Annotated in this window: 20 protein-coding genes; 5 read left to right on the forward strand and 15 right to left on the reverse strand. The window is 45.4% G+C overall.

Annotated elements, in window-relative coordinates:
• Window positions 1-10 precede the first annotated feature (10 nt).
• Entirely contained in the window at window positions 11-1489 is a 1479-nt protein-coding gene (locus tag SFC66_RS05270) for an ABC transporter permease (RefSeq protein ID WP_411217640.1), read from the forward strand.
• 15 nt (window positions 1490-1504) lie between these two features.
• Entirely contained in the window at window positions 1505-2182 is a 678-nt protein-coding gene (locus tag SFC66_RS05275) for an ABC transporter ATP-binding protein (RefSeq protein WP_411217641.1), read from the forward strand.
• A 40-nt stretch (window positions 2183-2222) separates the two neighbouring features.
• Here SFC66_RS05275 and SFC66_RS05280 read toward each other — a convergent pair whose 3' ends face one another.
• Together SFC66_RS05280 and SFC66_RS05285 are read right to left on the reverse strand one after the other, a co-directional pair.
• The gene (locus SFC66_RS05280; protein ID WP_411217642.1) at window positions 2223-3584 is read right to left on the reverse strand and encodes an amino acid permease; all 1362 of its coding nucleotides are present in this window, start codon (window positions 3582-3584) and stop codon (window positions 2223-2225) included.
• 34 nt (window positions 3585-3618) lie between these two features.
• On the reverse strand, window positions 3619-4236 hold the full coding sequence (locus tag SFC66_RS05285) for an acetate uptake transporter (protein WP_411217643.1): 618 nt from the start codon (window positions 4234-4236) through the stop codon (window positions 3619-3621).
• Between the two features lie 155 nt (window positions 4237-4391).
• Here SFC66_RS05285 and SFC66_RS05290 point away from each other — a divergent pair, with 155 nt between their 5' ends.
• Entirely contained in the window at window positions 4392-5813 is a 1422-nt protein-coding gene (locus tag SFC66_RS05290) for an amidase family protein (RefSeq protein ID WP_411217644.1), read from the forward strand.
• Window positions 5814-6109: 296 nt separating this feature from the next.
• Window positions 6110-7576: an amino acid permease gene (locus tag SFC66_RS05295; protein WP_411217645.1), complete on the forward strand. Its 1467-nt coding sequence runs from the start codon at window positions 6110-6112 to the stop codon at window positions 7574-7576.
• Between the two features lie 15 nt (window positions 7577-7591).
• Here SFC66_RS05295 and SFC66_RS05300 read toward each other — a convergent pair whose 3' ends face one another.
• The 3 genes from SFC66_RS05300 to manA all read right to left on the reverse strand — a co-directional run bounded on the left by SFC66_RS05300 (window position 7592) and on the right by manA (window position 11070).
• Window positions 7592-7894, reverse strand: coding sequence for a hypothetical protein (locus tag SFC66_RS05300; protein WP_411217646.1), 303 nt, complete (start codon window positions 7892-7894; stop codon window positions 7592-7594).
• 74 nt (window positions 7895-7968) lie between these two features.
• Window positions 7969-9981 (reverse strand): penicillin-binding transpeptidase domain-containing protein, encoded by a 2013-nt coding sequence (locus SFC66_RS05305; protein WP_411217647.1) that lies wholly within the window; start codon window positions 9979-9981, stop codon window positions 7969-7971.
• A 135-nt stretch (window positions 9982-10116) separates the two neighbouring features.
• Window positions 10117-11070, reverse strand: a complete 954-nt coding sequence (gene manA / locus SFC66_RS05310; RefSeq protein WP_411217648.1) for a mannose-6-phosphate isomerase, class I — start codon at window positions 11068-11070, stop codon at window positions 10117-10119.
• Between the two features lie 215 nt (window positions 11071-11285).
• On the opposite strand from manA, the gene ytvA reads away from it, so the two are divergent.
• Window positions 11286-12083 carry a YtvA family blue-light photoreceptor gene (ytvA, locus tag SFC66_RS05315; RefSeq protein WP_411217649.1) on the forward strand — a complete coding sequence of 266 codons (798 nt, stop codon included), beginning with the start codon at window positions 11286-11288 and terminating at the stop codon, window positions 12081-12083.
• A gap of 33 nt (window positions 12084-12116) precedes the next feature.
• Here the strand turns inward: ytvA and SFC66_RS05320 are convergent, their stop codons facing one another.
• The 10 genes from SFC66_RS05320 to dnaB form a co-directional block, all read right to left on the reverse strand.
• The gene (locus tag SFC66_RS05320) at window positions 12117-12674 is read right to left on the reverse strand and encodes a TetR/AcrR family transcriptional regulator (protein ID WP_411217650.1); all 558 of its coding nucleotides are present in this window, start codon (window positions 12672-12674) and stop codon (window positions 12117-12119) included.
• A gap of 21 nt (window positions 12675-12695) precedes the next feature.
• A complete protein-coding gene (locus tag SFC66_RS05325; RefSeq protein WP_411217651.1) occupies window positions 12696-15011 on the reverse strand; it encodes a YhgE/Pip family protein in 2316 nt (771 codons plus the stop codon).
• A gap of 367 nt (window positions 15012-15378) precedes the next feature.
• Window positions 15379-16584: a S1C family serine protease gene (locus SFC66_RS05330; RefSeq protein WP_411217652.1), complete on the reverse strand. Its 1206-nt coding sequence runs from the start codon at window positions 16582-16584 to the stop codon at window positions 15379-15381.
• Between the two features lie 57 nt (window positions 16585-16641).
• On the reverse strand, window positions 16642-17439 hold the full coding sequence (locus tag SFC66_RS05335; protein WP_411217653.1) for an MBL fold metallo-hydrolase: 798 nt from the start codon (window positions 17437-17439) through the stop codon (window positions 16642-16644).
• A 13-nt stretch (window positions 17440-17452) separates the two neighbouring features.
• The gene (locus SFC66_RS05340) at window positions 17453-18304 is read right to left on the reverse strand and encodes a two-component system regulatory protein YycI (protein ID WP_411217654.1); all 852 of its coding nucleotides are present in this window, start codon (window positions 18302-18304) and stop codon (window positions 17453-17455) included.
• Window positions 18304-19596 carry a YycH family regulatory protein gene (locus SFC66_RS05345; RefSeq protein ID WP_411217655.1) on the reverse strand — a complete coding sequence of 431 codons (1293 nt, stop codon included), beginning with the start codon at window positions 19594-19596 and terminating at the stop codon, window positions 18304-18306. Before SFC66_RS05345 ends, SFC66_RS05340 begins: the two co-directional genes overlap by 1 nt.
• Entirely contained in the window at window positions 19593-21440 is a 1848-nt protein-coding gene (walK, locus tag SFC66_RS05350) for a cell wall metabolism sensor histidine kinase WalK (RefSeq protein WP_411217656.1), read from the reverse strand. The genes SFC66_RS05345 and walK overlap by 4 nt, the downstream gene beginning before the upstream one ends.
• A 5-nt stretch (window positions 21441-21445) precedes the next feature.
• Window positions 21446-22150 (reverse strand): response regulator YycF, encoded by a 705-nt coding sequence (yycF, locus tag SFC66_RS05355; protein ID WP_411217657.1) that lies wholly within the window; start codon window positions 22148-22150, stop codon window positions 21446-21448.
• 179 nt (window positions 22151-22329) lie between these two features.
• Window positions 22330-23619, reverse strand: a complete 1290-nt coding sequence (locus SFC66_RS05360; RefSeq protein ID WP_411217658.1) for an adenylosuccinate synthase — start codon at window positions 23617-23619, stop codon at window positions 22330-22332.
• A gap of 152 nt (window positions 23620-23771) precedes the next feature.
• Window positions 23772-25136, reverse strand: a complete 1365-nt coding sequence (dnaB, locus tag SFC66_RS05365; RefSeq protein WP_411217763.1) for a replicative DNA helicase — start codon at window positions 25134-25136, stop codon at window positions 23772-23774.
• Window positions 25137-25208 lie beyond the last annotated feature (72 nt).

Genomic DNA, 25208 nt, shown 5'->3' on the forward strand with positions numbered 1-25208 from the left:
AGATGGCAAGATGAATTTCTTGAAACGTGCTTTCTGGAGCATGAAAGCAAAAAAAGGAAAGACCTTATTACAATTGGTGATCTTCACCGTCATATGTGTATTCGTCCTATCAGGACTTACAATCCAATCAGCAGCCAAAGCATCAAGCGAGCTGGCAAGACAGGAGCTCGGAGGCTCTGTCACACTCCAAGTCGATCGCGAAGCAGCCATGGAGAAACTGCAAAGCGAGCAAAGTGAGTCAGACGGCCCGCCGCAATTCACCAGCACACCGATCAGTCTGGATGACGCAGCATCCATCGCAGCTTTAGATCATGTGAAGAGCTACAACTATTCAGTCTCAGCTTCTGCCAATGCAGAAGACTTCGATATCATCGAAAGCAGCACATCTGCAGACAGCAGTGACACAGAAGAAAGCACGCAGGGTCCTGGCGGTGACCAAGGCCGAGGCGGCATGGTACAAGCCGATCTTACGGTAAATGGTACGCTGACCAGCGATGAAGCAGAAAGCTTCAGTGATGGCGAAGCAGAAATCGTAGACGGACGAGCTATTGAAGAATCCGATGCCGGCAGCAATGTTGCAGTAATCGAGCAGACTCTTGCCGAAGAAAATGATTTAGCAGTTGGAGATACAATCAAGATCAGTTCAGCCAATGATGAAGATACGACACAAGAACTAGAGATCGTCGGTATCTATGAAACAAGTTCTGCCGGAAACGACCAAGCAATGAATTTCTCCTTCCTGAACCCATACAATACGATTTATGTTCCTTATACAGCTGCCAATACGCTAAAAGGAGATGACTACACAGATACAGTTGAATCGGTGACATATCAAATGGACGATGCAGCAAACATCGATGCATTCCTTGCTGCTGCAAAGAAAACTGACGTTGATTTTGATGTGTATGAATTGGATGCAAACGATGACCTTTACCAGCAGATGGTAGGACCAATTGAAAACGTTGCAGGTTTCGCGAAGAATATCGTCTATCTAGTGACCATTGCTGGTGCGATCATCCTTGCCTTGATCGTGATGCTATCCATTCGGGAACGCAAATATGAAATGGGCGTTTTAATGGCAATTGGTGAAAAGAAATGGAAGCTGGCTGGACAGTTCATTACAGAAATCGTTGTAATTGCCATTGTTGCGATTGGTTTGTCTTCCATATTCGGAAATCCGATTGCGAACGTACTGGGAAATCAGCTATTGGATCAGCAAACAACTGCATCCGCTGAAACGGCATCTACGTCCATGCAGCAAGGACCAGGCGGTGGCGGTGGCATGATGGGCAGCGGACCAGGGCAAGCAGTCTCACATGCTTTCAGTCAGCCCAGTGAAGCTATCAGTAATCTGAATATAAATGTGACATGGGAGAATATCTTGATACTAGGCGGTATTGGATTAGCTGTAGCAATCATCGCAGCCCTTATCCCATCCATCTCGATCCTCCGACTGCAGCCGAAAAACATTTTGACGAAACAAGAATAGAAAGCAGGGATAAATATGACAGCACCATTATTGGCATTCAAAAATGTTGGCTATTGGTACACAGACAAACAAAATGCATTATTTCAATCTGTGAATATCGATTTTCATAAAAATACTTTCTATACAATCACGGGTTCATCCGGATCAGGCAAGACTACCTTCCTGTCTTTGGCAGGAGGGCTGGATAAACCAAAAGAAGGCGATATTGAATATGATGGAAAATCAATTCGTAAAATGGGGCTTGGCAAGTTCCGTCATGATTATGTCTCTATCGTCTTTCAGTCTTACAATTTGATTCCTTATATGACTGCTTATCAAAACATTGCCTCGGCAATGGCCATCATTGGAAAGAAAGTAGAGAATCAAGAAGACTATATCTTTAAAATGCTGGCAAAAGTCGGTATATCCGAAGAGCAGGCAAGGCAGCGCGTCCTGACTCTAAGCGGTGGGCAGCAGCAGCGCGTGGCCATCACCAGGGCCTTTTGCTGCGACACTGACTTGATTGTGGCCGATGAACCGACAGGCAATCTCGATGACAAAACATCGAAGGAAATCGTGAATTTATTCATCGATCTTGCGCATCAAGAAAATAAGTGCGTGATCATGGTCACCCATGACCCGCAAATTGCTGCTCGATCAGATATAAATATACAGCTGTCAAACGGCAGTTTCCGTATTCTGCAGCATGTATAGAAATTAAAAAAGCGTATCCGGCCAAAGGATACGCTTTTTCTTATTTTCGTTTCAGCTTATAACCAACCGATAGCACAATCACCCAAATCGGCAATATTACCAGTGCCAGACGATAATCCGGGATGAAGCCCATGATCACGATGACTGCTCCAAGGAATATCAGGACCATATAGTTGGCTACTGGATATAGCGGCATCCTGAAAGATAACTTACTTGCAGCTGTCTTACCGATGCGCTTCCGGAACGCTAGATGGATGATGACAATCATGATCCAGTTGATGATGACAGCGATGGTCGCAATTGCCATCAAATAGTTGAATACTTTCTCGGGAAACAGATAGTTTACAATGACAGCTATCGCTGCCACTCCAGAGGAGAAGAAAATCGCTGCAACAGGAGCTCCTGTCTTTTTGCCAACTTTCCCCAAGAATTTTGGTGCATTTCCTTGTTTAGCCAAAGAATGTAGCATGCGCCCGTTGCTGTAAAGGCTGCTGTTATGCGCAGATACCGCAGCAGTAAGGACGACCAGATTCAGTATACCCGCAGCAGCCGGTATCCCGACACCATCGAATATTTGCACAAATGGACTGCTTTCCCCGTCGATTTGATTCCAAGGAAAGACGGACATGATGACAAGCAATGCACCGACGTAGAAAATCAATATCCGATAAACGACTTGATTGATTGCCTTTGGTATTGTCTTTTTCGGTGTATCCACTTCACCTGCTGTGATTCCGACAAGTTCAACACCACCGAAACTGAACATAACGAGGACAAGTGACAAAATCACACCAGTCCAGCCATTGGGCATGAAGCCGCCCTCATCGAACAGATTCGAAAAGCCAGTCGGCTCCCCGCCATTTCCAATGCCTGTAAAGATGATGAGCAAGCCGAGGACGATCATCCCGATAATTGCGATAACTTTGATGATAGCAAAGTAAAATTCAAACTCACCATATAATTTCACACTCAAAAGATTGACACAAGTAATCAATACCAGAAAACCGAACGCCGTGACCCAGGTAGGTACACTCGGGAACCAATATTGTACATAGATGCCGACGACGGTCAGTTCCGCCATGCTCACTGCCACATAGTTGAACCAATAATTCCAGCCGGAAACGAATCCGAAGAAGTCGCCCAGGTTCTGGTAGGCGTAATAACTGATGGAACCGGAGTTCGGTGTATCCACCGAAAGCTCCCCCAGTGCACGCATGATGAAGAAAATCATGAAGCCACCGACTAGGTATGCAAGTGCAATCGCTGGTCCTGCCAGCCCTATCGAGGATGCGGAACCATAAAATAAGCCCGTTCCGATTGCTCCGCCCAGTGCGATCATCTGCACATGACGGTTTTTTAAACCTTTGTGTAAATCGTTGGATGTACGATTATTTTTTGACATATCTTCGCCCCTTGCTAACTATCCCTCCATCATTCTAGTCTGCTTTGGTGAAGACACGAAATGCCTTTCCGATCGGAAGGATTGTCTGCCCATAGTGACCGTTCAGCACTGCTGCAGCAGAACCATAGAAAGATAATAGTGAAATGATTAATTCCGCGACGCCTGCAAGCGTGTGGGTTATTCCATATGCTATATCAAATGAACTCAAAGATAAACCGATAAATAGAAAATCAATAGCTACAAATATAAAAAATAATACTTTGTGCGTCCCCATGGCACCGATTGTCATGAAGAGACTGAAAATAAGATATCCTATGAATGCTATACCAAGCTGGCGGCTGTCTGAAGCTATTTGCAAGTTTTCTCCCAATGCACCTAACTGGATGAGCCAGCTCATGCCGACACCAAACCAAAACAAACCAAACGCCCCAAAGGCTGTCGCTCCAAAGATGTTATTATGTTTGAAATCATAAGCGGAAGCAATCAGCTGTGCAATTCCCCCTAAGAAAAATGCCCATGGCAGAACCATGGAAAGCCCATCTGTCAAACCTAGCTTCTGTGATGATGCTACTAGTGTGACCATTGCCAAGCCAAATAACCCAAGTGCACTGGGATCGGCAGTCAACACCTTGACTGTCTTAGTTGTTTCCAAATCTTTTTCCCCTTTCTGGATGCTCCTGTATCTATAAAAAGTCGAGGTCCCGTAGAAGTTAATAGAAAGAATATTTAGTATAATCAATATGTCCGACTTATCAAAATACAGAAGATTTTCTAATCATACACATTTTACGGAGGAGAATCTAGTCTATGAATATTTTTACAATTAAAGAAATGACAATAACAGCTTTGCAAGCTGAATTAGCAGCTGGAAACACAACATCGGTACAGCTGGTTCATACATATCTGGAGCGCATCGCAACAGCAGATTCCTATGAAGGCGGGACCAACAGTGTTTTGGAAATCAATCCTGATGCTATTTTCATAGCGGAGCAAATGGATATGGAGAGGAAAGCAGCCAAACTGCGCGGACCGCTCCACGGCATTCCTGTTCTGATCAAAGACAATATAGATACAGCAGATGGTATGCATACAAGTGCTGGCACCCTCGTACTTGCGAATCATTATGCAAAACAAGATGCCTTCCTAGTGAGTAAGCTGCGTGAAGCAGGCGCCATCATTTTAGGCAAGGTCAATATGACGGAATGGGCCAATTTCATGTCGGAACCGATGCCGAATGGTTACAGTGCCAGAGGCGGCCAAGTGCGAAACCCTTATGGCAGCTTCGATGTCGGCGGGTCCAGTTCCGGTACAGGTGCAGCTATTGCGAATAACTTAGCTACAGCCGGGGTTGGAACAGAAACAAGTGGTTCCATCCTCAGTCCGTCCAGCAGCAATTCCCTGGTCGGTATCAAGCCTACTGTCGGGCTGGTATCACGCAGCGGGATCATTCCAATTGCACATAGCCAGGATACTGCCGGACCAATGACAAGGACGGTCCGGGATGCAGCAATCCTGCTGCAGGCGATAGCTGGGAGGGATCAAGCAGATCCTGCCACTGTATCTGCGCCATTGGTTCCGGATTATACAGCGTCACTCCGTGAAGAGGGGCTGAGCGGAAAACGTCTTGGTATCGACCAAGAAACACTGCAGCAACTGGAACCCCATAAGCGCGAACTTATGGAAAAAGCTTTTACAGCATTGCGTGATAAAGGTGCCGAACTTATTGATGTCCGAGTTCCCACTATCACCAGGGAATCAAGTGTGTTGTATCACGAATTCAAGAATGGCGTGAACCGTTACCTGCAATCCGTTGCGTCACACTTGCCAGCTCATACATTGAAAGAAGTGATGGAATGGAATATGGCCAATACTGATGCTGCCCTGCAATATGGACAAGATGTGCTGGAAGCAGCCGAAAAGACAGATGGCACCTTGAAACAGATGGAGTATCTTCAGGATCGTTTAGCCGATATACAAGAGTCCCGGACTGAAGGTCTTGATCGTGTCATGACAGATGCAGCACTCGATGGCATCATCTTTCCTGGCTATGACGGAGCTGATATCGCTGCCAAGGCAGGCTATCCTTCCATCACCGTCCCCGCGGGATACACAGAGGCTGGCGAACCATTCGGAATCACGTTTACAGCCGGTGCTTTTGAGGAATCTACCTTAATAGAAATCGGCTACAGCTTCGAGTGCGCTACACAGCACCGTAGAGCACCAATATAATCCATTCCAGAATACAGTTGAATTCTCTCTCCTTGTATAGTAAAGTTAGGGAGGTTTTCAATTGCATAAGAACTCATTGATTTGCATAGGCACTCATTAATCCATGCAAATGACTGGCAGCTTTAACTAGCAAAAGCTGCATCTGGACCAGATTGGTACAGAACCTATCACATATTGTGATATCTTATATTCTAGAATGATGCTGTTATATATAATAAGCCGTTCGGATAGCACTAGAATATCCGGGACGGCTTTTTTTAATTATACACAGCCATACTATAGACGAGGTGACAGAAGTGAGCAACAAACAAAACAATACGGCACCCAGCCTGCAAAGGAAGCTCAAAGCCCGTCATCTAGGGATGATTTCCCTTGGAGGTACAATTGGTACTGGCTTATTCCTTGCCAGTGGCGGTGCAATCAGCGAGGCTGGTCCAGGTGGAGCGCTTCTTGCTTACGCTCTAATCGGCAGCATGGTTTTCTTCCTGATGACGAGCTTGGCTGAGATGGCAGCCTTTATGCCTGTATCCGGCAGTTTCAGTACGTACGCGACCAAGTTTGTTGATGAATCGCTTGGCTTTGCACTTGGATGGAACTATTGGTTCAGCTGGGCATCGACGATAGCAGCAGAGCTCGTTGCCGTCACACTGATCATGGATTTCTGGTTCCCGAACTCCCCTTCATGGATATGGAGTGCAATCAGCCTGATCATCATGTTCCTTTTGAATTATATTTCCGTTAAAGGCTTTGGCGAATCCGAATATTGGTTTGCTTTGATCAAAGTCATCACGGTCATCATTTTCATCGTCGTCGGTCTTTTGATGATTTTCGGTATACTAGGCGGCAAATCACCAGGATTCTCGAACTTTACGACTGGGCACGCACCTTTCAATGGAGGGTTTCTGGCTTTGATTGGTGTGTTCATGGCAGCTGGTTTCTCTTTCCAAGGAACGGAATTACTTGGTGCCGCAGCAGGGGAAGCTGATAATCCGAGAGAATCGATACCAAAAGCGATTCGATCTGTTTTTTGGCGTATTCTGTTGTTTTATATCTTGGCTATCTTCGTCATCGGGATGCTCATTCCTTATACAACGGAGAGCTTGGCAAGTGAAGATGTACAGCTTAGTCCATTCACGCTCGTTTTTGAAAAAGCGGGAATCGCTTTTGCGGCATCCGTCATGAATGCCGTCATCCTGACAGCTGTCTTATCTGCCGGAAACTCTGGTATGTATGCGAGCACCAGGATGTTATGGAACTTAGCCAAAGAAGGAAAGGCGCCGCGCATCCTTGGTAAATTGAATAAAAATGGCGTACCTGTCAATGCCTTGATCGCAACGGCAGCAGTTGGCTGTGCAGCCTTCCTGACTTCCTTCTTCGGAAATGGCATCGTCTATACATGGCTCTTGAATGTAGCTGGTATGACAGGCTTCATCATCTGGATCGGGATTGCAATCAGTCATTACCGTTTCCGCAAAGCGTATGTAGCACAAGGATACGACATCAAAGATTTGCCGTATACAGCGAAATTCTATCCATTTGCACCTATATTCGCACTTACACTCAGCATCATCGTTGTAGTGGGGCAGAGTGTATCTTCCTTTACGAAAGATGGTTTTGATTGGGGCGGTTTCATTGCCTCTTATATCGGTATTCCGATCTTCCTGCTCTGCTGGATCATTTACAAGGTGAAATATAAGACAAAAATGCATAAATTGGAGGATGTCGATTTGACGACTCCTGAACATGAAACAGCCCCGGACTGAGTCCGAGGCTGTTTTTTAGTACATCATTGGTGTTGCAAGTATGATCGTGAACAAAAAGATGAAATAAACAAGAATCAAGCCTTGGTAGCACAATCCAATGATCGCGCATACTCTTCCAGCAAGATACAATGCTTTTACCGCTTCTGTATCTTCTGTTACTTTAATACTTCTGTTTGCATATATGATTGCCAGAATGCCTGATATGATTCCGATCACCGGAATGAACATCGTCACAATCCCAAGTGCTAATGTTCCTGATGGTGAAAAACGTTTTTCTTCTATGATCTCCATCTCCTTTCTTATTTTTCTCTTTCCCATACCCAATCCCTACACCATTATAGCTCATTTTCCAAATTTGGAAAAAGCGCACGGTATATCCGTGCGCTCAGGTCTCATTCGAATACATTTTTCACTTTCTCAACTGTATAATGGCTGCCGCCTTTGTCTTGGACGCCTTCCACCATCATGCTGATGAGCATATCTTGTTTATCATAATCATATGCTACAAACCAGCCATTCTCTGTGCCGTTCTTATCATCCTGGCTTTGTTTCAGCTCTGCAGTGCCTGTTTTACCGGCCAATGTCTGACCCTCCACTACCGGGTTATGAGCAGAACCTCTTTCATCTTCCACAACGCCCCGCAGGCCTTCCGTGATTGCATCTGCTCCTTCTTTCGGCAGCACGCCTTCATGCCATACGGTAGCTTTTTCTGCTTCCGACTTGAGCAGTGTCGGTTTGATCAAGTTGCCATCATTGACGAAAGGTGTGTAGGAAGCCGCCAGATGAAGCGGGGACATCAATACCTGCCCCTGACCATAACCAGAATCAGCTAGCAGTGTTTCATTATCCAGACCTTCATTGGATATGGAAGATGCTGTCGTAGGGAATGCATAATCCAGTTCTTCCTCAAAACCGAATGATTTCAGGCCTTTTTCAAAGTTCTCCGCACCTGTATCAACTGCTGTCATGGCAAAATAGATATTATCAGAAGTTATCAAAGCATCTCTCAGATCCACATCTGATAAGCTATCGGAAACACGTGTGACGCTGTAATTACCGAATGCTCCATCGTTATTCCATTTCAGCCCTTCGATATGCTTTTTCTCATCTGGTGTGATGACGCCATTTTCCAAACCGATGGCAGCTGTAATCGGCTTGATGGTGGAACCTGGAGCATATGCTTTATTGAATTTTGCCGAGAATGGACTGTTCTCATCATTTGATAATTTCTCGTATTCCTCATCATCCCAGCCGAAAATGAAATTATTCGGATCATAAGATGGAGCACTCACTAAAGCAAGTGTAGCACCCGTTTTCGGATCAAGAGCAACCGAAGCACCGCTGTCGTCCTTCAGCTGGTCATATATCTTTTCTTGTGTATCGATATCGATCGTCGTTTCGACATCTTCCCCGTTTTTCATTTCGGTTTCAGCTATCACTTCTTGTTCATCGCTCGTTTCCGAAACGGTATAGATCCTCCAGCCCATCGTTCCGCGGAGCTGGTCTTCATAGACAGATTCCAAGCCTGTCGAACCAACATCCGAGTTAGCATCATATTTGGAGGCATTGTCGTCCTTTTCCAGGAACTCGGCGTCCACTTTCTTCACGTAACCCGTCAAATGTGCTGTTGCTTCGCCATGTGGATAGAATCTGGAAGTTGTATCCGAAAACTGTACACCCGGCAATTCATCTGCTTTCTCAGCTAGATCACGCTGATCCGGACGCAGTGTCTTAATCGGTACATCCACTTCATCCGTCACCCAGCTTTGGTCGAGCGCGCTGTCGATTTCTTCCCGATCCATGTCTAAGAGCTCCGCAACTTGATCGAGCGTTTTGTCTCGATCTTCCAGCTGGCCTGGAACGATGCCGACGGATGGAACTGTTGCATTGAAGGCCAATTCCTCGCCATTCGTATCGAGGATCCGGCCGCGTTCCGGCTCAATGGATGTGATTCGGACGCTTTCCTTATCATTTAGCTGCGAAAAGATATAAGAAGGATCCCAATTCACCTTCCAAGCCGTCCCATCCTCGCCATCGACTTTGATGAGTTCCGCATCTTTATCGAAATCCACTTTTCCAGCTACCGTCTGCATCGATACGGATACTGGAAGCTGTTGTGTTTCAGCATCTGACTTCTCATCTTCCTCGGACACATCTCCTGCAGTGACCTTCAGATCAGATACGCCTGTTTGCTCATAAATATCAGTATACCGCTTGACGAAATCTTCCTTGGAAATATTCTCTTTCGATTCATCGGTCAGCTGGTCATACATTTTATCGAAATCCTGCGCATTCCAATTGTCGACAAACTGATCAAGTCCATCTTTTGCAGACTGATCATCCGAACAAGCAGAAAGCAGGAACACCATACTTACAACGAACAACAAAGCTGCTAATCGTTTCATGTCTCACCTTTCCTGTCTCTTTAAACTGTGCTCCAATTATAGCATAGCAAAGGAAGAACTTTGCAGAAATAACCCAACTATTTCCCAGGAAATAGCCGAATGCTGTCGAAAAAAAGAGCAAGCTACGGCTTGCTCTTACGTATGCGAAACAATCGCTTCCAAGTTTCCATTCAGTGTAAAGTTCTTGATATGGACGGGCAGAATGAAATTGTCGCCTTTATTGAGCTGGAAGGATTGATCGTCTAATTTCACTTCTCCGCTTCCTTCAATGATGCTAACTTGAAGGAATGAAGCTGGCGTTTCCAGCTCTATCTCGCCTGCTATCTGCCAATGATAAACAGTGAAATACTCACTCTCGACAAGCTTTTGTTCTGTTTTTGCTCCTTTTGTAACAGGTGCCTCTCTTGTTTCAGTTGTTTCATGTGGAACAGTCGAAACTGCTTTGGCAGAATCCAAGTGCAGCTCCCGCTTCTTTCCTTGATTATCTGTGCGGTCATAATCATATACACGATACGTGATATCGGAGCTTTGCTGTGTTTCCAATATCACAATGCCTGCTCCAATCGCATGGATTGCACCGCTTGGTACATAAACAAAGTCACCTTTCTTCACTGGTATCCGCTGTAAGAGCTGATTCCATTCGCCTTGGTCTATCATTCTTTCAAGCTGTTCTTTCGTTTGGGCATGATGTCCAAATACAATTTCAGCGCCTGGCTCTGCATCTACTACATACCAGCATTCTGTCTTTCCATATGGTTCATTCTCTACTTCTTGGGCATAGTCATCGGCAGGGTGGACTTGAACGGAAAGATCTGTTTTTGCATCGAGGATTTTCACCAGTAATGGATAGTCCTCATTATCATGCTTTCCGAACAATTCGCGGTGTTCCTGCCATGCATCCAATAACGTTTTGCCAGCTAGTTCACCATTGCGGATTTTGCTCGGGCCATTTTGATGGGCGGAAATGACCCAGGCCTCGCCCGTTTGATCGGATGGCAATTCATAACCGAAGACATCTGCCAGTTTCGTTCCTCCCCAAATGCGCTCTTGCAGAACGGGCTCCAGAAAAATGGGTTGCTGTTTATACATAAGAAATCTCCTCGCTTCTAAACACTTACTTCTATCTATTATATTACCAATAACTCCCTATAACTGACTATACTTAATTGTTGTCTTGTTTACTAACCTTCTATATGATGAATGTACAATCTTGGAGTTTGCTGCACATTCATGTGCAATGTTTAGAAATAACAAGATGAGGAAGTAGTTCAGTATCTATACTCAAATAGGAAGGATAGAAAACCATGGAGAAAAAAATCCATTATTCAACCAAGATAAAGGATGCGTTCTTTCGCCAGGTAATTGACTACGTGGGAGCTGGAGTTGTCATAACAGATCCATCGATGCCGGATAACCCAATCATCTATACAAACGAAGCATTCGAAAGCATCACAGGCTATTCAACAAAAGAAATCATCGGCCAGAATTGCCGCTTTCTCCAAGGAGAGAAAACTTCCAGAGCAGAAGTGGATAAAGTAAGGTCCGCAATAGAGAAAGAACAATCCGTCACAGTCGAACTGCTGAATTACCGAAAAGATGAAACGCCGTTTTGGAATGAGTTATCGATGTATCCAATTTTTGTACCGGATGAAGATAAACTGTATTTTGTCGGCATTCAAAGAGATGTGTCTGATCGTAAGTCGGAAGAGATCCGGGCAGAGGGATATAAAGAGGAAGCATCGCTTCTGTCGACCCCATTTGTTCCGATTTCAGAGAAAATCTGCATTTTGCCTCTTGTCGGAAATATTGACTCAAAACGCTGGGAAGAAATCTATGAGCGTATATCAGCTCATGTCTATGACCATGATGAAGAGATTTTCATCATGGATTTACAAGGGATCCAAACTGTAAATGAAGATGTGCATAGCGGTATCCTGCGCCTTCAGAAACTATTGAAAGTGATGGGAGCACGCTTGCTGGTTACCGGACTAGAACCGAGCACCGCAAAAGCAAGCGTACATTTGGCAGACTTCCGCAAGCATCAAATCTCATTTTTTGCGAGCGTACAGCAAGCTTTGGATTCCATACGTGCCAAGCATTAAAAGAACCCACTGCTTTTTAGGCAGCGGGTTTTCTCAATGAATCTGTGCTTTGATGATTTCTGTTATCGTCTCTTTCGGCAGCGGCTCATGCCGGCGTTCCCAGTCGGAGATGAGTGCAATATATGTTTTATATACAAGGAAGGCAAGAAGCTCGGGATCATACTTAATCTCGATGCCTTTTGCTTTTTCTTTCACGATGACTGACTTGATGTAATCAAGGATCAGTCTTTCCACTTGCGTCAATATCTCCAGTACTTCCACTGTACCCAATTCCTTCGCTTCATGACTCAGCTTGATCAGCAGCTGGTGGTTTTCGCGAAAACCAAGTATCGCATCGAGCATCGCTTGGATATTTTCATGAAAAGCGGCTTCCTCCTGTATGGCTGCATCCGCTGCCTGCCGCAGTTGTTTCATCGTCCGTTCAAGGATAGTGGAGAACAATGCTTCTTTGCTTTCAAAGAACGTGTATATCGTGCCCTTTGCTACTTTGGCTATCTTGGCTACCGAAGCCATCGTTGTTGCTTTGAAACCAAATTGGCTGAAGGACATTGCTGCCGCTTCGATGATTCGCTCTTTTTTATCAACTATCATTGTTCTCTACCCCTTTTTCTTTTACGCAGAAACGACTGCTTCTTCCTCATCATTCTTTTTGAACTTACGAGTCTGCAATGTATAGACGAGTATTGTCAAAGCTAAGAATAACACAGAAAAGATTCCCAAATAACCTGCTTGCCGCCATAGGAAGCCCCAGTCATCGCCAATGGATATGATTTCTCGGAATCCGTTGATTGCATATGTCATCGGGACGAACTTATGAATCGCCTGGAAAAATTCCGGAAGCAGTGCTACAGGATAAGTACCTGCACCTGCACCGATTTGGAATAACAATGCGATGATACCAAGGAATCGTCCCACATTATCCAGTGCTACCGTCAATAACTGGATCAACAGGAAGCTCGTCACGCTGAATAAGATGGCGAAGACGAGCATCCGCCATTCGCTATGCACTTGCAAGTCGACAATATGGACAAGCATCAGAACCGCAAATAACGATTGAAGTACACTGACGAACAATACAATGCTGAATTTACTCAAGAACCATGCAAAACCCGAAGTAGGTCTGCTTGCTGGGTCACGGAGCGGGAAGATATTCGTGAATACAAGCGCTCCGACGAACAAGCCGATCGATAAGATATATGGCGCAAGTCCTTCTCCATAGGTATGCACCGTACTCAATTTTTCATCCTTTACATCCGTTGGACTGGCAAACATGTTGTCTGTTTTATCGCTTGTGCTGATATTTGCATCTTCAGCACCTTTAGCCAGTTCATCATGCAATTCGCCGCTTCCATCCAACAGACTTTGCGTACCATCGGATAATGTATTGGAGCCGTCTGTCAGCTTCTGGGCGCCATCCGCTAACTGCGGCCCATTCGCATTCAACTGATCCAGACCGGCAGTGAGCTTGCTGCTGCCCGGCTGCAGCTGGCTTAAGCCATCCATCACGGATTGGGAACCTGTCACCAATGCTGGTGTACCTTCGGCTAATTGGTTCACTCCATCTGTATACGTATTCAGACCGCTATTCAGATCATGTTGTCCCGATTGAATTGCCGTCGCACCAGTCAGTAGTTTCCCTGTCGCTTCGTTGATGCCTGTCAATGCTGTCTGTGTCTTTTCGGCACCTTCTGCCAGCTTGTTGATTTGATCAAGCTGGGCAGTGATATCTGTCAGTTGCTGCTTGATTGCTTCTGTATCGATATTAGGAAGCTCGATATCTGGTGACGATCCCCCGATTTGCTGAATTTGTTGTTGGAGTTCTTCTTTCTGCTCACTGGATAATTCACTATCGGCTACAGCATCTTCGATTTTCTGCAGCTGGTCCGCCTGCTGGTCTTCCAGCTGCTGCTGGGACTCATGCAGCTGCTGGGCTAGTTGCATGATATCCGCGAGTCTTGTTTGAGCTTCTTCCAGCAAGCCCTTGGCTGTTTGCGCCTTGTCATTGATAGAAGCAATTCCGTCATTCAGCTCTGGGAAACTTCCGGCAACTTGATCAGTAGCTTGCTGCAGCTGTTCCAAACCGCTCGTTAATTCGTCCGTGGCAGAAACGAGTTTATCAGAACCGCTTTTCAAGTCCCCACTGTTCTCATTTAAAGTCTTCAAGCCTTCGTCTACTTTTTTGATGCCTTCATCCAGATCGGGGTATTTCGAACCGAGACTCTGGATACCTTCGTCCAATTCTTGCATCCCAGTGTCTGCCTCTCCAACTTTCTCGGTATACGTAGCTGTATTGGAAGATAAGCTGGCAAGATTTTCACTAAGGTTCTTGGCCCCTTCATTGACTTCATCCGATCCATCTGCAAGTTCCTTCGAACCGTCACTTGCTTTCTGGAGGCCATCGGCGACATCGGAAAGACTGGCAAACACGCTGTGCGCATATTCCTCTGTCACTTGTTCTGCCACTTCTTTGTTCAGCTGCTGCATCGCACTATCTGTGATCTTGGAAGCTGGATAGTTTTTACCTGGATTCGAATAGTAATCGATATTCATTTGCTTTGGATCTTCATCCAGAAGAGTGGCTGCATTTTCAGAGAAATTCTCTGGGATTTTGACTACCATATAATAATCTTCCGTTTTTAATCCTTCCATGGCTTTTGATTCATCAACAAACTGCCAATCGAATTTATCATTATCTTTCAGGTTATCCACAAAGTCGTTCCCAACATGAAGCTCTTTTCCTTCGAAAGTCGACCCTTTATCAAGATTCACAACAGCCACTGGCAAATTATCCGTATTGTTATAAGGATTCCAGTTGGCCGCTAAGAAAATCACACTATATAGCAGAGGAACAACCAAAATACCGCATATGGCCAAGAGCATTTTCCGATCCTTCCATATGCGAAGCCATTCCTTCTTCAACATGTTCATAACTTTTCCTCCTATATATTATTAACCGAGTTGTCCACATAGACCAATTGACCAAAATAGGTTTTCGGTCATTTCACTAGCTAATAATAGCAGAAAAAGCCTGTCCCTTCAATGGATAGACTTCTTTTTCGCTATGTTTTCGCTTTCATAACTTATCCACTTTTATTGTGTATAACTTGTGCATAACCTTCTTATACACACTATTCCACAAATTGCGCACACTTTATCAACATACTTATCCACATATGCACAAGCACAATTCTTTATTTAGTAATAAGAATATTTGTTCGCTACAAAATAGGGTATGTTATCCTCACACACATCCACAGGCTGTGCATAACTAAAAAAGCAGCCGCTAAGGGCTGCTTCATTGCTGTTCAATCAATGTTACGGTTGCTTGATTCTCTTCTCCATCGCGATAATATGTCACCTGCATCTTATCACCGATTTTCTTATCCTCATATAGATGTTTCCGTAAAGAAGTCATATCTTCGATCGGCTTGCCATCAAGCTCCGTGATGACGTCGAGCTCCTGCAATCCTGCTTCTTCTGCCGGAGACAATGGTTCGATGCCCCAGATGTAGACTCCGTTTTCGATATCGTCCGGTAAGCCTAGATGTCCAGTCCTTTCAGATGCGGGAATCTCATTCAAGGAATATGCTTCCACTCCCAAATACGGACGTTCCATCTGTCCATTTCGTTCAAGCTGTTCCATGACAGGGACTGCGCTGTCAACCGGGATGGCAAATCCGATACCTTCGACTGATGACTCCGCTATCTTCATCGAGTTGATGCCGATCAGCTGTCCTGCCATATTGATGAGCGCCCCGCCGCTGTTACCAGGGTTGATTGCAGCATCGGTTTGCATGACATCCGCCTGCCAATCAGCTCTGCCATCTCCATTGAGATCCTGCGGTACAGTTCGGTTTACGCCACTGATGATTCCCTGCGTCACAGAACCAGAGAAACCTAATGGATCTCCGATTGCAATGACAGGCTCTCCCGTTTTAACACTTGAAGATGTGCCTATCTCGATGACACTCTCCACACGCGATGCATCCATTTCCAGTACAGCTAAGTCAGTGAATATATCACTGCCGAGCAGCTTGGCCGATACCTCCACCCCATTGTGAAGGATGACATCGACCTCGGTAGCTCCCTCGACCACATGATGATTGGTCACAACATAGGCTTTATCGCCTTCTTTTTTATATATGACACCAGAACCGCTTCCTGCCGCACTCTCTTCCTGGGAAAAAAGCGCATCACCTTGCTGCAAATTAACTACTCCAACAACCGCTGGTGCAGTCTGATCCACAATGTCGGTTATACCGGATTGCACATCCACACTGACATTCTGCAAATTACCATTTTGAGCCCCATCCGATGCAAGCTGTGGTTCCCCTTGCTGTGATTGTGTTTGGTTGTTCGGCGATAGACTCTCCCGATCAAGACCATAAGCGACAAGCAATACGATACCAGCACCGATGATACCGCCTAGAATAGCTGGCAGCAGCCAGTTGGTACGCTTCGGTTTCTCCGGTTCCTTGTGTTGATCATCAAAATAGTCCATGTTAGCCCCCGTTCCAAATCATTTTCGATATAGCTATCTTTCCACTTTTTCGGAAAATTAAACTACTTGGAAAATCGGCGTCGGTGTTTTTGGATCTGTATCATGCAGTTCAATGTGGCGATTCAAATCGAAGCCTCGCTCCTGCAGGATGTTCCCAACTGCAAGCCTCGCCAGATCCTTCATATTGTTATCACGGCTCAAATGCGCCAGATATATACGCTTTGTATTATTATCAATCAAATCCGTCAGTGCCAAGGCGCTGTCTTCATTCGATACGTGGCCCAAATCGCCAAGTATCCTCCGTTTCACATTCCATGGATAACTGCCCATCTGCAGCATGCTGACATCATGATTCGCTTCAAAGATATACGCATCTGCTTTCTCGACGATTTTCTTCACTCTGTCGGAGACATAGCCGGTATCTGTCACTAAAGCGACTTTCTTTCCTTCATGATGGAAAGCATAAAACATCGGTTCCGCTGCATCATGCGATACACCAAAGGATTGTACATCCAAATCCCCGAATGTTTTCGTTTCTTCCATCTCAAACGTGAATTTATGATCCAGCGGAATTTTTCCGATGCTGTTTTCCATCGCTCTCCACGTTTTCTCATTTGCATAAATCGGCAGGTCGAATTTTCTCGCTGCCACCCCTAATCCTTTTATATGGTCGCTGTGCTCATGTGTGACCAGGATTTTCGTCAGGGTTGCCGGGTCTATTCCTGCTTCCTCCAATAAACGCTGCAGCTCCTTGCCTGTCAAACCGGCATCGACCAGGATACGTTCTTTCTCCGTACCAATGAAGAACGCATTTCCTGAACTGCCGGAAGCAAGCACGCTAAAGCTTAACGCCATGCTGTTTCACCTCTTATTGTGTTTGTTCTGTCTCTGGCTGTAATCTGCTCAAAAAACTGGACTCTGTCGGTGTATTGATATTTGGATAATCCGGCAGCAGCAGATAGAAATAATGCTTGGTACCATTCACAGTGATTTTATATGCAGGAGCAAAGTTCAGCTTGGATGAAAGCTCGATAGCTGGATAAAGACCCTTTTCGACTTCGATCGTATCGTTATATTCTATCAGCTGCTGACTTTGCAACGCTTGGACTGCCTGCTTTTCGGAGTACTTCTTCAGCTCTGTGCCATCGTCACTCTTTTTGAAATCCTTGATATAGGTTTGTGTATAGCCTGTCACATCATAATCTTCGTTGATGGTGACAAGCAGCAGCCCATTTGGATTGAAGTAAATTTGGCCTTCATCTACTTTCTGGAAAAACATCAGCTGATTGCCTTGCCTGCCCCAATATGTGTAATCCCCGCCAAATAAGACATTATCTTTTACAAAGTCCTCTAATTCCCGGACTGCTTCATCATTGTCATCATCGATAGGAAATTCAATCGGCAGCTTCTGCGGATCCTGGAATGTTGCTTCCAGTTTGGTACTCTCACTGATATCAAGATCCAATTCCTCCCGATTCGGAACCTTGTCCAAATCATCTTCGGTGAAATTCCGCTTTTTCGCTTCATACTGCTGATTCGTATCTGTTGGTTCATCGGATAATTCTTTATATCCGGTGACAGTATTCAAGACCGCATCCGGACTCTCTGTCTCCAGTACCAACTGTTCTGTTTCTTCTTGCGGAAACAGCTGAAAAACGAGATAAATATTCAAAATGAGGAAGGCGAGGATGAACGTCAGCTTGATTTTATTCCACTGCATCAGCTCTCTCCTCCCATATTTCCTGATTCGACCTCGTCCCATTCCCCAGATATTTTCACAAACCAGCTTGGCCTCATGTGATATCGGTAAATGGAAGAAGCATCATTTTCATCCAGCGTATATCCGATCGTGACATCCTGAATATCACGTTTATTAAGCTGATTTTCATCCAGCCAGTTCAATACATCCTGGGCCTCAAGCGTTACTGCTCCATCTGATTTGCCTGTTTCACTAAGATGAAGCAATGTTCTTTCGTAGCTGACTGGATCGGGCATTTTACTTTCCATTCGAATCGATAGCAGTGATAGGCCATTCATTTGGAATACTGGATAACCATTGCGAACCATTCGGAATTGGAAATTTGTACTCCCCTCGCCGCTTACTGCATACAAATTGAAATCATTTGTCCAACCTTTATGGGAGTTTATCGCATGGATAGCTGCTTGCAGCTGATCTGCCCTGCTGATCGTTCCTGTTCTGCCGGTTGAGGAATTCAGATAATTGTAAGAGGCAACTTGCCCGTTATTCCTGAACTGGACAGACTTCAATCGGTTGGTATCGATAAATTGATCAGGCCCACGCTCTGATGGTTCTTCCATATAGATATCCAAAAAGGCATTCCTGGAAATCGTTTCGCTTCGAACATTGCTGTCATTGACTTGGATGCTCGTTGGCAGATATATCTGGTTCCAAGCATATTTATCCGTCAAAGGCACAGCGGAAATCAGATTATCTTCCTGGATGAAGTTATAGACGTTTTTAGTGACAGTAGCCGTCACGGCTCCTTCCAGCGGATCTTCTTGGCGTTCATTGATGAAGATGATCGTTGCTGTTTGTGTGTCCTCACTAGGTGCCATGTAAACTCTATTAAAAACGCCATCTCCCAGATTGCTAATTACATCTTCTGCTCCTTCTACTTGGAACAGTGCATTCAGCTGTGAATAAGAAACTGCCACTGGGTAGACAAGCTCGATACTTGTTGCCGGCAGTTCATCCAGGCTCGTTTTTTTTGTATTGGTCAATGTCCATTCAGACAGCTCTTCTTCAAAACTTTGTTCCTCATCTTTATCAGCAAACACGAAATGATTGTTATTGTTATGCACATATATATGCTGCGGCCGAAGGATATCAGCCAGCTGCTTTTCAGTTCCATTCAAGGTTTGGGGTTCTTCTGTGACAAGCTGATCGGATCTCAGACTATTTGGCTGGAAAGTCCAGACATAAGCCGTCAATACCAGACTGCTTGCTACAAGAATGATCAACAAAATCGTATTGAAAGTATCCAGCTTCATCGCACTTCACCCCTTTTCCGATTAAGCGGAATGGTGAAGAGCACCGTCGTCCCTCTTCCTTCCTTGCTCTCAGCCCAAATGACACCATGATGTGCTTCCACTAAGTCTTTCGCTATTGCAAGGCCAAGACCCGTCCCGCCAAGCTTTCTAGTTCGGGCTTTGTCAGTCCGATAGAATCGCTCGAAGATTTTATCCAGCTTTTCATAGGCAATACCCATCCCCTCATCGGAAATGCTCACCAATAGCTTCTGGCTGTCTTTTCTGAGTCGGAAACGAATGGTTCCGCCATCCGGTGAATACTTGATTGCGTTACTGATCACATTATCCAGCACCTGCATGATCTTATCTTTATCAATCGTAACGAGCGCTTCCTCCTTCGGCAAATAGCGCTCAAAGTGGATGTCTTCCCGTTTGTTCATTTCAAATCGGTCCACGACATGATGGAAGAAATCGACGAAATTGATCCGTTCCCACTCCATCGTGTAATTGCTGCTGTCCATACGGGAAAGTTGAAGCAGATCATTGACGAGACGAATCATCCGGTCTGTTTCCTGCTGCGTCACATCAAGGAAATGCGGCGCGATTGATTCATCCTGCCACGCCCCATCGGTCAAGGCTTCCAAATAACTCCGCATCGTCGTCAGCGGTGTCCGCAGCTCATGCGACACATTGGATACGAATTCCCGGCGTTCTTGATCAATCTGTTCCTGCTCGGTAACATCACTGATCACCGTGATGAATCCGCTGATTTGTTCGTATTCATCCTGCACGATGGAGAAATTGCAGCGCAGCAGCAAATATTGGTCATCATCACTCATATCGATGATGATCGAACCTGTTTCCTGTATTTCGGTTATATCGACGATTTTTTCATTCAAATTCAGCACTTCGATCAGGAATTGACCGCGCACTTCGTCAGCACTACGGCCGATCAAGCTCTCGGCTGGGGCATTCATCAGTGTGATGGCACCATTCCTGTCGGTTGCAATGACACCATCCGACATATGGGAGAGGACGGAGCTCAGCTTGCGACGTTCGCCTTCAGTACGCATATGCGCTTGCCGGAGTTCATCATTCATATGGTTGAATGTGCGGGCCAATTGGCCGATTTCATCTTCCCCATAGACATTCACTCGTTTCGAGAAGTCTCCCGTAGCCATCACGCGGGCTTGCCGCTGCATTTCTTTGATCGGCTTCGTTATTGCCCGGGCAATGAGGATCCCTAATATGGCGGCAAAGATCAGCGCAATGAATGTTGCCCGAAGAAAGATGAGATTTGTGCTCTTCAGCTGATCATAGACTGGTTCGATCGATGTACGAACATAAATCAAACCAAGCAATTCATTATCACCATTGCTATCTGTTCCGTTGATATTGTAATAAGATTTCATCGTTCTATCGCCAGTATCTTCGTCGATGACGATATTAAGCTTATTCTGATCCGGAAATCCATTATTGGTGATGGCTTGGACAATATTATTATCCGTTATACGCGCACCGACAGAATCGTTATCACTCAATTCATTTGTTCCGACAAGCTGACGCTGCGTATCGATAACCTGAATTTTGGTCGTCTCGCCTTCGGAGTAATTTTTGAGCAAGTCGGCAATATCTTCTTCCAATGTCGAATCAGTCGGGGAACGTTCTTCTTCAAACTCCTGAGCAAGCGATTGTTCGAGCCATTTCATATTGGAATCAAGCGATTCACTCGTATTTTTGATCAGTTGATTTTCCAGGCTGTTCGTAAAAAAGACGCCGATCAACAAAAGAGCGATGATCAGCAGCAAAATGTAAACAACAACCAGTTTTAGGCTCACAGAACGGAAAAAGCCTATCTTATTCATAGATGTTACTCCTGTTCAGGGCTGCGCAGATAATAACCTACACCCCTTCTTGTAATGATCCAGAGCGGACTGCTCGGATTGTCCTCGATTTTCTCACGGAGACGGCGGACGGTTACATCAACTGTTCGGACATCACCAAAGTAGTCATAGCCCCAAACAGTTTCAAGCAAATGCTCACGCGTCATGACTTGTCCGCTATGACGGGCAAGATAATGAAGCAATTCAAATTCTCGATGTGTCAGCTCCACTTGTACGCCATCATTTGTTACCGTGTAGGCTTCCGGATGGATGACAAGTTTACCGATTTCGATGTCTTTGTTCTCTTTGTTATCATCTTCTGGAATCTGCGCTTGTCTGCGTAAATTCGCTTTGACACGGGCAATGACTTCCCGGTTGCTGAATGGTTTTGTCACATAATCATCGGCACCAAGCTCAAGGCCGAGGACCTTATCGATTTCTGCATCCTTTGCAGTCAGCATGATGATCGGCATATTATGCGTTTTGCGCACTTCACGGCATACTTCATTGCCATCTTTATTCGGCAGCATGATGTCCAGTAGAATCAAGTCCGGATTCTCTTGCTGCACCAATTCAACGGCTTCATCTCCGTCATAAGCGCAGATCACCTCATAGCCTTCTTTCTCCAAATTGAATTTCAATATATCAGCAATTGGTTTTTCGTCATCAACCACTAAGATTTTATGGTTCATCGTATTCCCACGCTTTCTAGTGTTTTTTATCTGAAAAGTATTCTTCTTATATTACTAGTTCATTATTTGCATACCCTGTCTATTTTACCGCAATTACGGTCAAATGTCTTTGTCAGGGGTCGATCCGACAATTTTTGGAAGAAAAAAGAAAAAATCGCCCGTGAGGACGATTTCTTGATTTATTGGCTGTATACGCTTCTTACTTCATTCGTTTGTGTGCGGTCCGGACCGACAGAGAAAATACTTAAAGGAATTCCTGTCAGCTGGGAAATGCGTTCCAGATAGTGGCGCGCATTCGCTGGCAATTCGCTCAAGCTGCGGACACCTGTGATGTCTTCTGTCCAGCCTGGCAGCTCTTCGTAAACTGGTTCACATTGAGCGAGTTCTTTCAGGCTTGCCGGGAAGTGCTCCATGACTTCGCCTTTATAACGGTAAGCAACACAGATTTTTAAGTGTTCGATACCTGTCAGTACATCGATCGAGTTCAAGGAAAGATCCGTAATGCCGCTTACGCGCTGTGCGTGACGGACAACAACGCTGTCGAACCAGCCGACACGGCGCGGACGTCCTGTTGTTGTACCATATTCACGGCCAACTTCGCGAATCTGATCACCAATCTCGTCATGCAATTCAGTAGGGAATGGACCATCACCTACGCGAGTCGTGTATGCTTTGGAAACACCGACTACATGATTGATTTTCGTCGGGCCGACACCGGAACCGATCGTAACTCCGCCGGCAATCGGGTTGGAGCTTGTAACGAACGGGTACGTACCTTGATCGATATCAAGCATGACGCCCTGTGCTCCTTCAAATAGGACACGACGGCCTTGATCCAATGCATCGTTCAGCACAACGGATGTATCTGTTACATACTTCGCAATTTGCTGACCGTACTCATAGTACTCATCCAAGATTTCTTCGACTGTGAAGGATTTGCTTTCATACACTTTTTCGAACAGACGGTTCTTCTCTTCAAGATTTTGCTCAAGCTTTTCACGGAAAGCATCCTTGTCCAGTAAATCCGCAATACGGATACCCATGCGTGCTGCTTTATCCATGTAAGCAGGTCCGATACCTTTTTTCGTCGTACCGATTTTATTAACACCTTTTGCTTCTTCCTGAAGCTCATCCAATTTCAGATGATATGGAAGAATGACATGCGCACGGTTGGAAATGACAAGATTGGCTGTGCTGACATTACGTTCGTGCAAATATTCCAATTCTTCAAGCAATGCTTTTGGATCGATTACCATACCGTTACCCAATACACATTTCTTTTCCGGGAAGAAAATACCTGATGGAATCAAGTGAAGTTTATATGTGACATTATCGAATTTAATTGTGTGGCCAGCATTGTTCCCGCCTTGGTAACGAGCAACAACTTCGGCATTTTGTGAAAGGAAGTCAGTGATCTTCCCTTTCCCTTCATCTCCCCATTGGGTTCCTACTACTACTACTGAGGACATCTGTGTGGCACCTCCGCCAAATAAACTATTTTTAACACCTCTAAAGTTTATCAATCCCCAAAACACATGTCAATGATACAACCGAACATTTAAGTAAGAAGTCTTATATTTGTTCGTTAAAAAACACCCTATCAATTGATAGGGTGCTTTTATCATGCTGGTGGAACATCACTTTCCGAATATCTATGATCCAAATCTACGAATTTATTATACTCTTTCACGAAAGCGAGCTCGACTGTCCCAACCGGACCATTACGCTGCTTGGCCAGGATGATTTCGATGATATTCTGTTTTTCCGACTCTTTATCATAATAATCATCACGGTACAGGAAGCCGACGATATCGGCATCCTGCTCGATGCTTCCCGACTCACGCAAATCGGACATCATCGGACGTTTATCTTGTCGCTGCTCCACTCCACGGGAAAGCTGTGATAATGCGATGACCGGCACTTCAAGCTCACGGGCAAGTGCTTTCAGGGAACGAGAGATTTCCGATACTTCCTGCTGACGGTTTTCTCCCTTTCCGGAGCTTGAACCCATGATGAGCTGCAGATAATCGATCAAGATCATACCCAAGCCGCCTTCTTGCTTCAAGCGGCGGCACTTGGAGCGGATATCACTGACACGGATACCTGGTGTGTCATCGATATACACTCCTGCATTGGACAGACTGCCCATCGCCATCGTAAGCTTCGCCCAGTCTTCTGCTTGGAGGCTTCCTGTCCGCAGACGTTGTGCATCGATATTCCCTTCGGCACAAAGCATACGCGAGACAAGCTGAGCCGCACCCATCTCCAAACTGAAGATGGCTACGTTCTCCCCTGCATGAATCGATACGTTTTGGGCGATATTCAAGGCAAAAGCCGTCTTACCTACGGAAGGACGAGCCGCAATGATGATCAAGTCGTTCCGCTGGAATCCGGATGTCATCTTATCCAAATCCCGATATCCAGTCGGAATGCCTGTAACGCTGGCATTTTGATGATGCAATTGTTCAATATTATCGTAAACTTCGATCAAAACATCCTTGATGTTTTGAAAAGCTCCGGAATTCTTTCGTCCGGAAACTTCCATGATCGATTTTTCAGCTTCGTTCAGCACATCCTCGACAGCATCTTCTTTAGCGAAGCTTGAGGTGACAATATCCGTAGCAGATCGTATCAGCCTGCGCAAAAGCGCTTTTTCGGCTACGATTTTGCTATAGTAGTCTATATTTGCTGCTGTCGGGACGGCATTGGCAAGGTCGCTTAAATACGAAACCCCACCTACCTCCTCCAACAGTTTTGCATTGGCAAGTGCGGTTGTGACAGTGACAAGGTCCACTGGCTCCCCTCTATCGGATAAGCGCACCATCGCATCAAAGATCCGCTGGTGGCTTGCACGGTAGAAATCGTCAGCTACAACTTGCTCCATCGCTCTCGATAACGCTTCAGGTTCCAGGAAAATGGCACCGATCACTGCTTGCTCTGCTTCTATATTATGTGGAGGGGTCCGATCATTCCAGACTTCTTCCATCATGATTCCCCCATTTCTGGCATACTGCTATCATTGTACCGAAATATCCCCCTTTTGTGTAAAAAGGGGGAT

This window comes from Terribacillus saccharophilus, from assembly GCF_046592895.1.
GTDB classification, from domain to species: domain Bacteria; phylum Bacillota; class Bacilli; order Bacillales; family Amphibacillaceae; genus Terribacillus; species Terribacillus saccharophilus_D.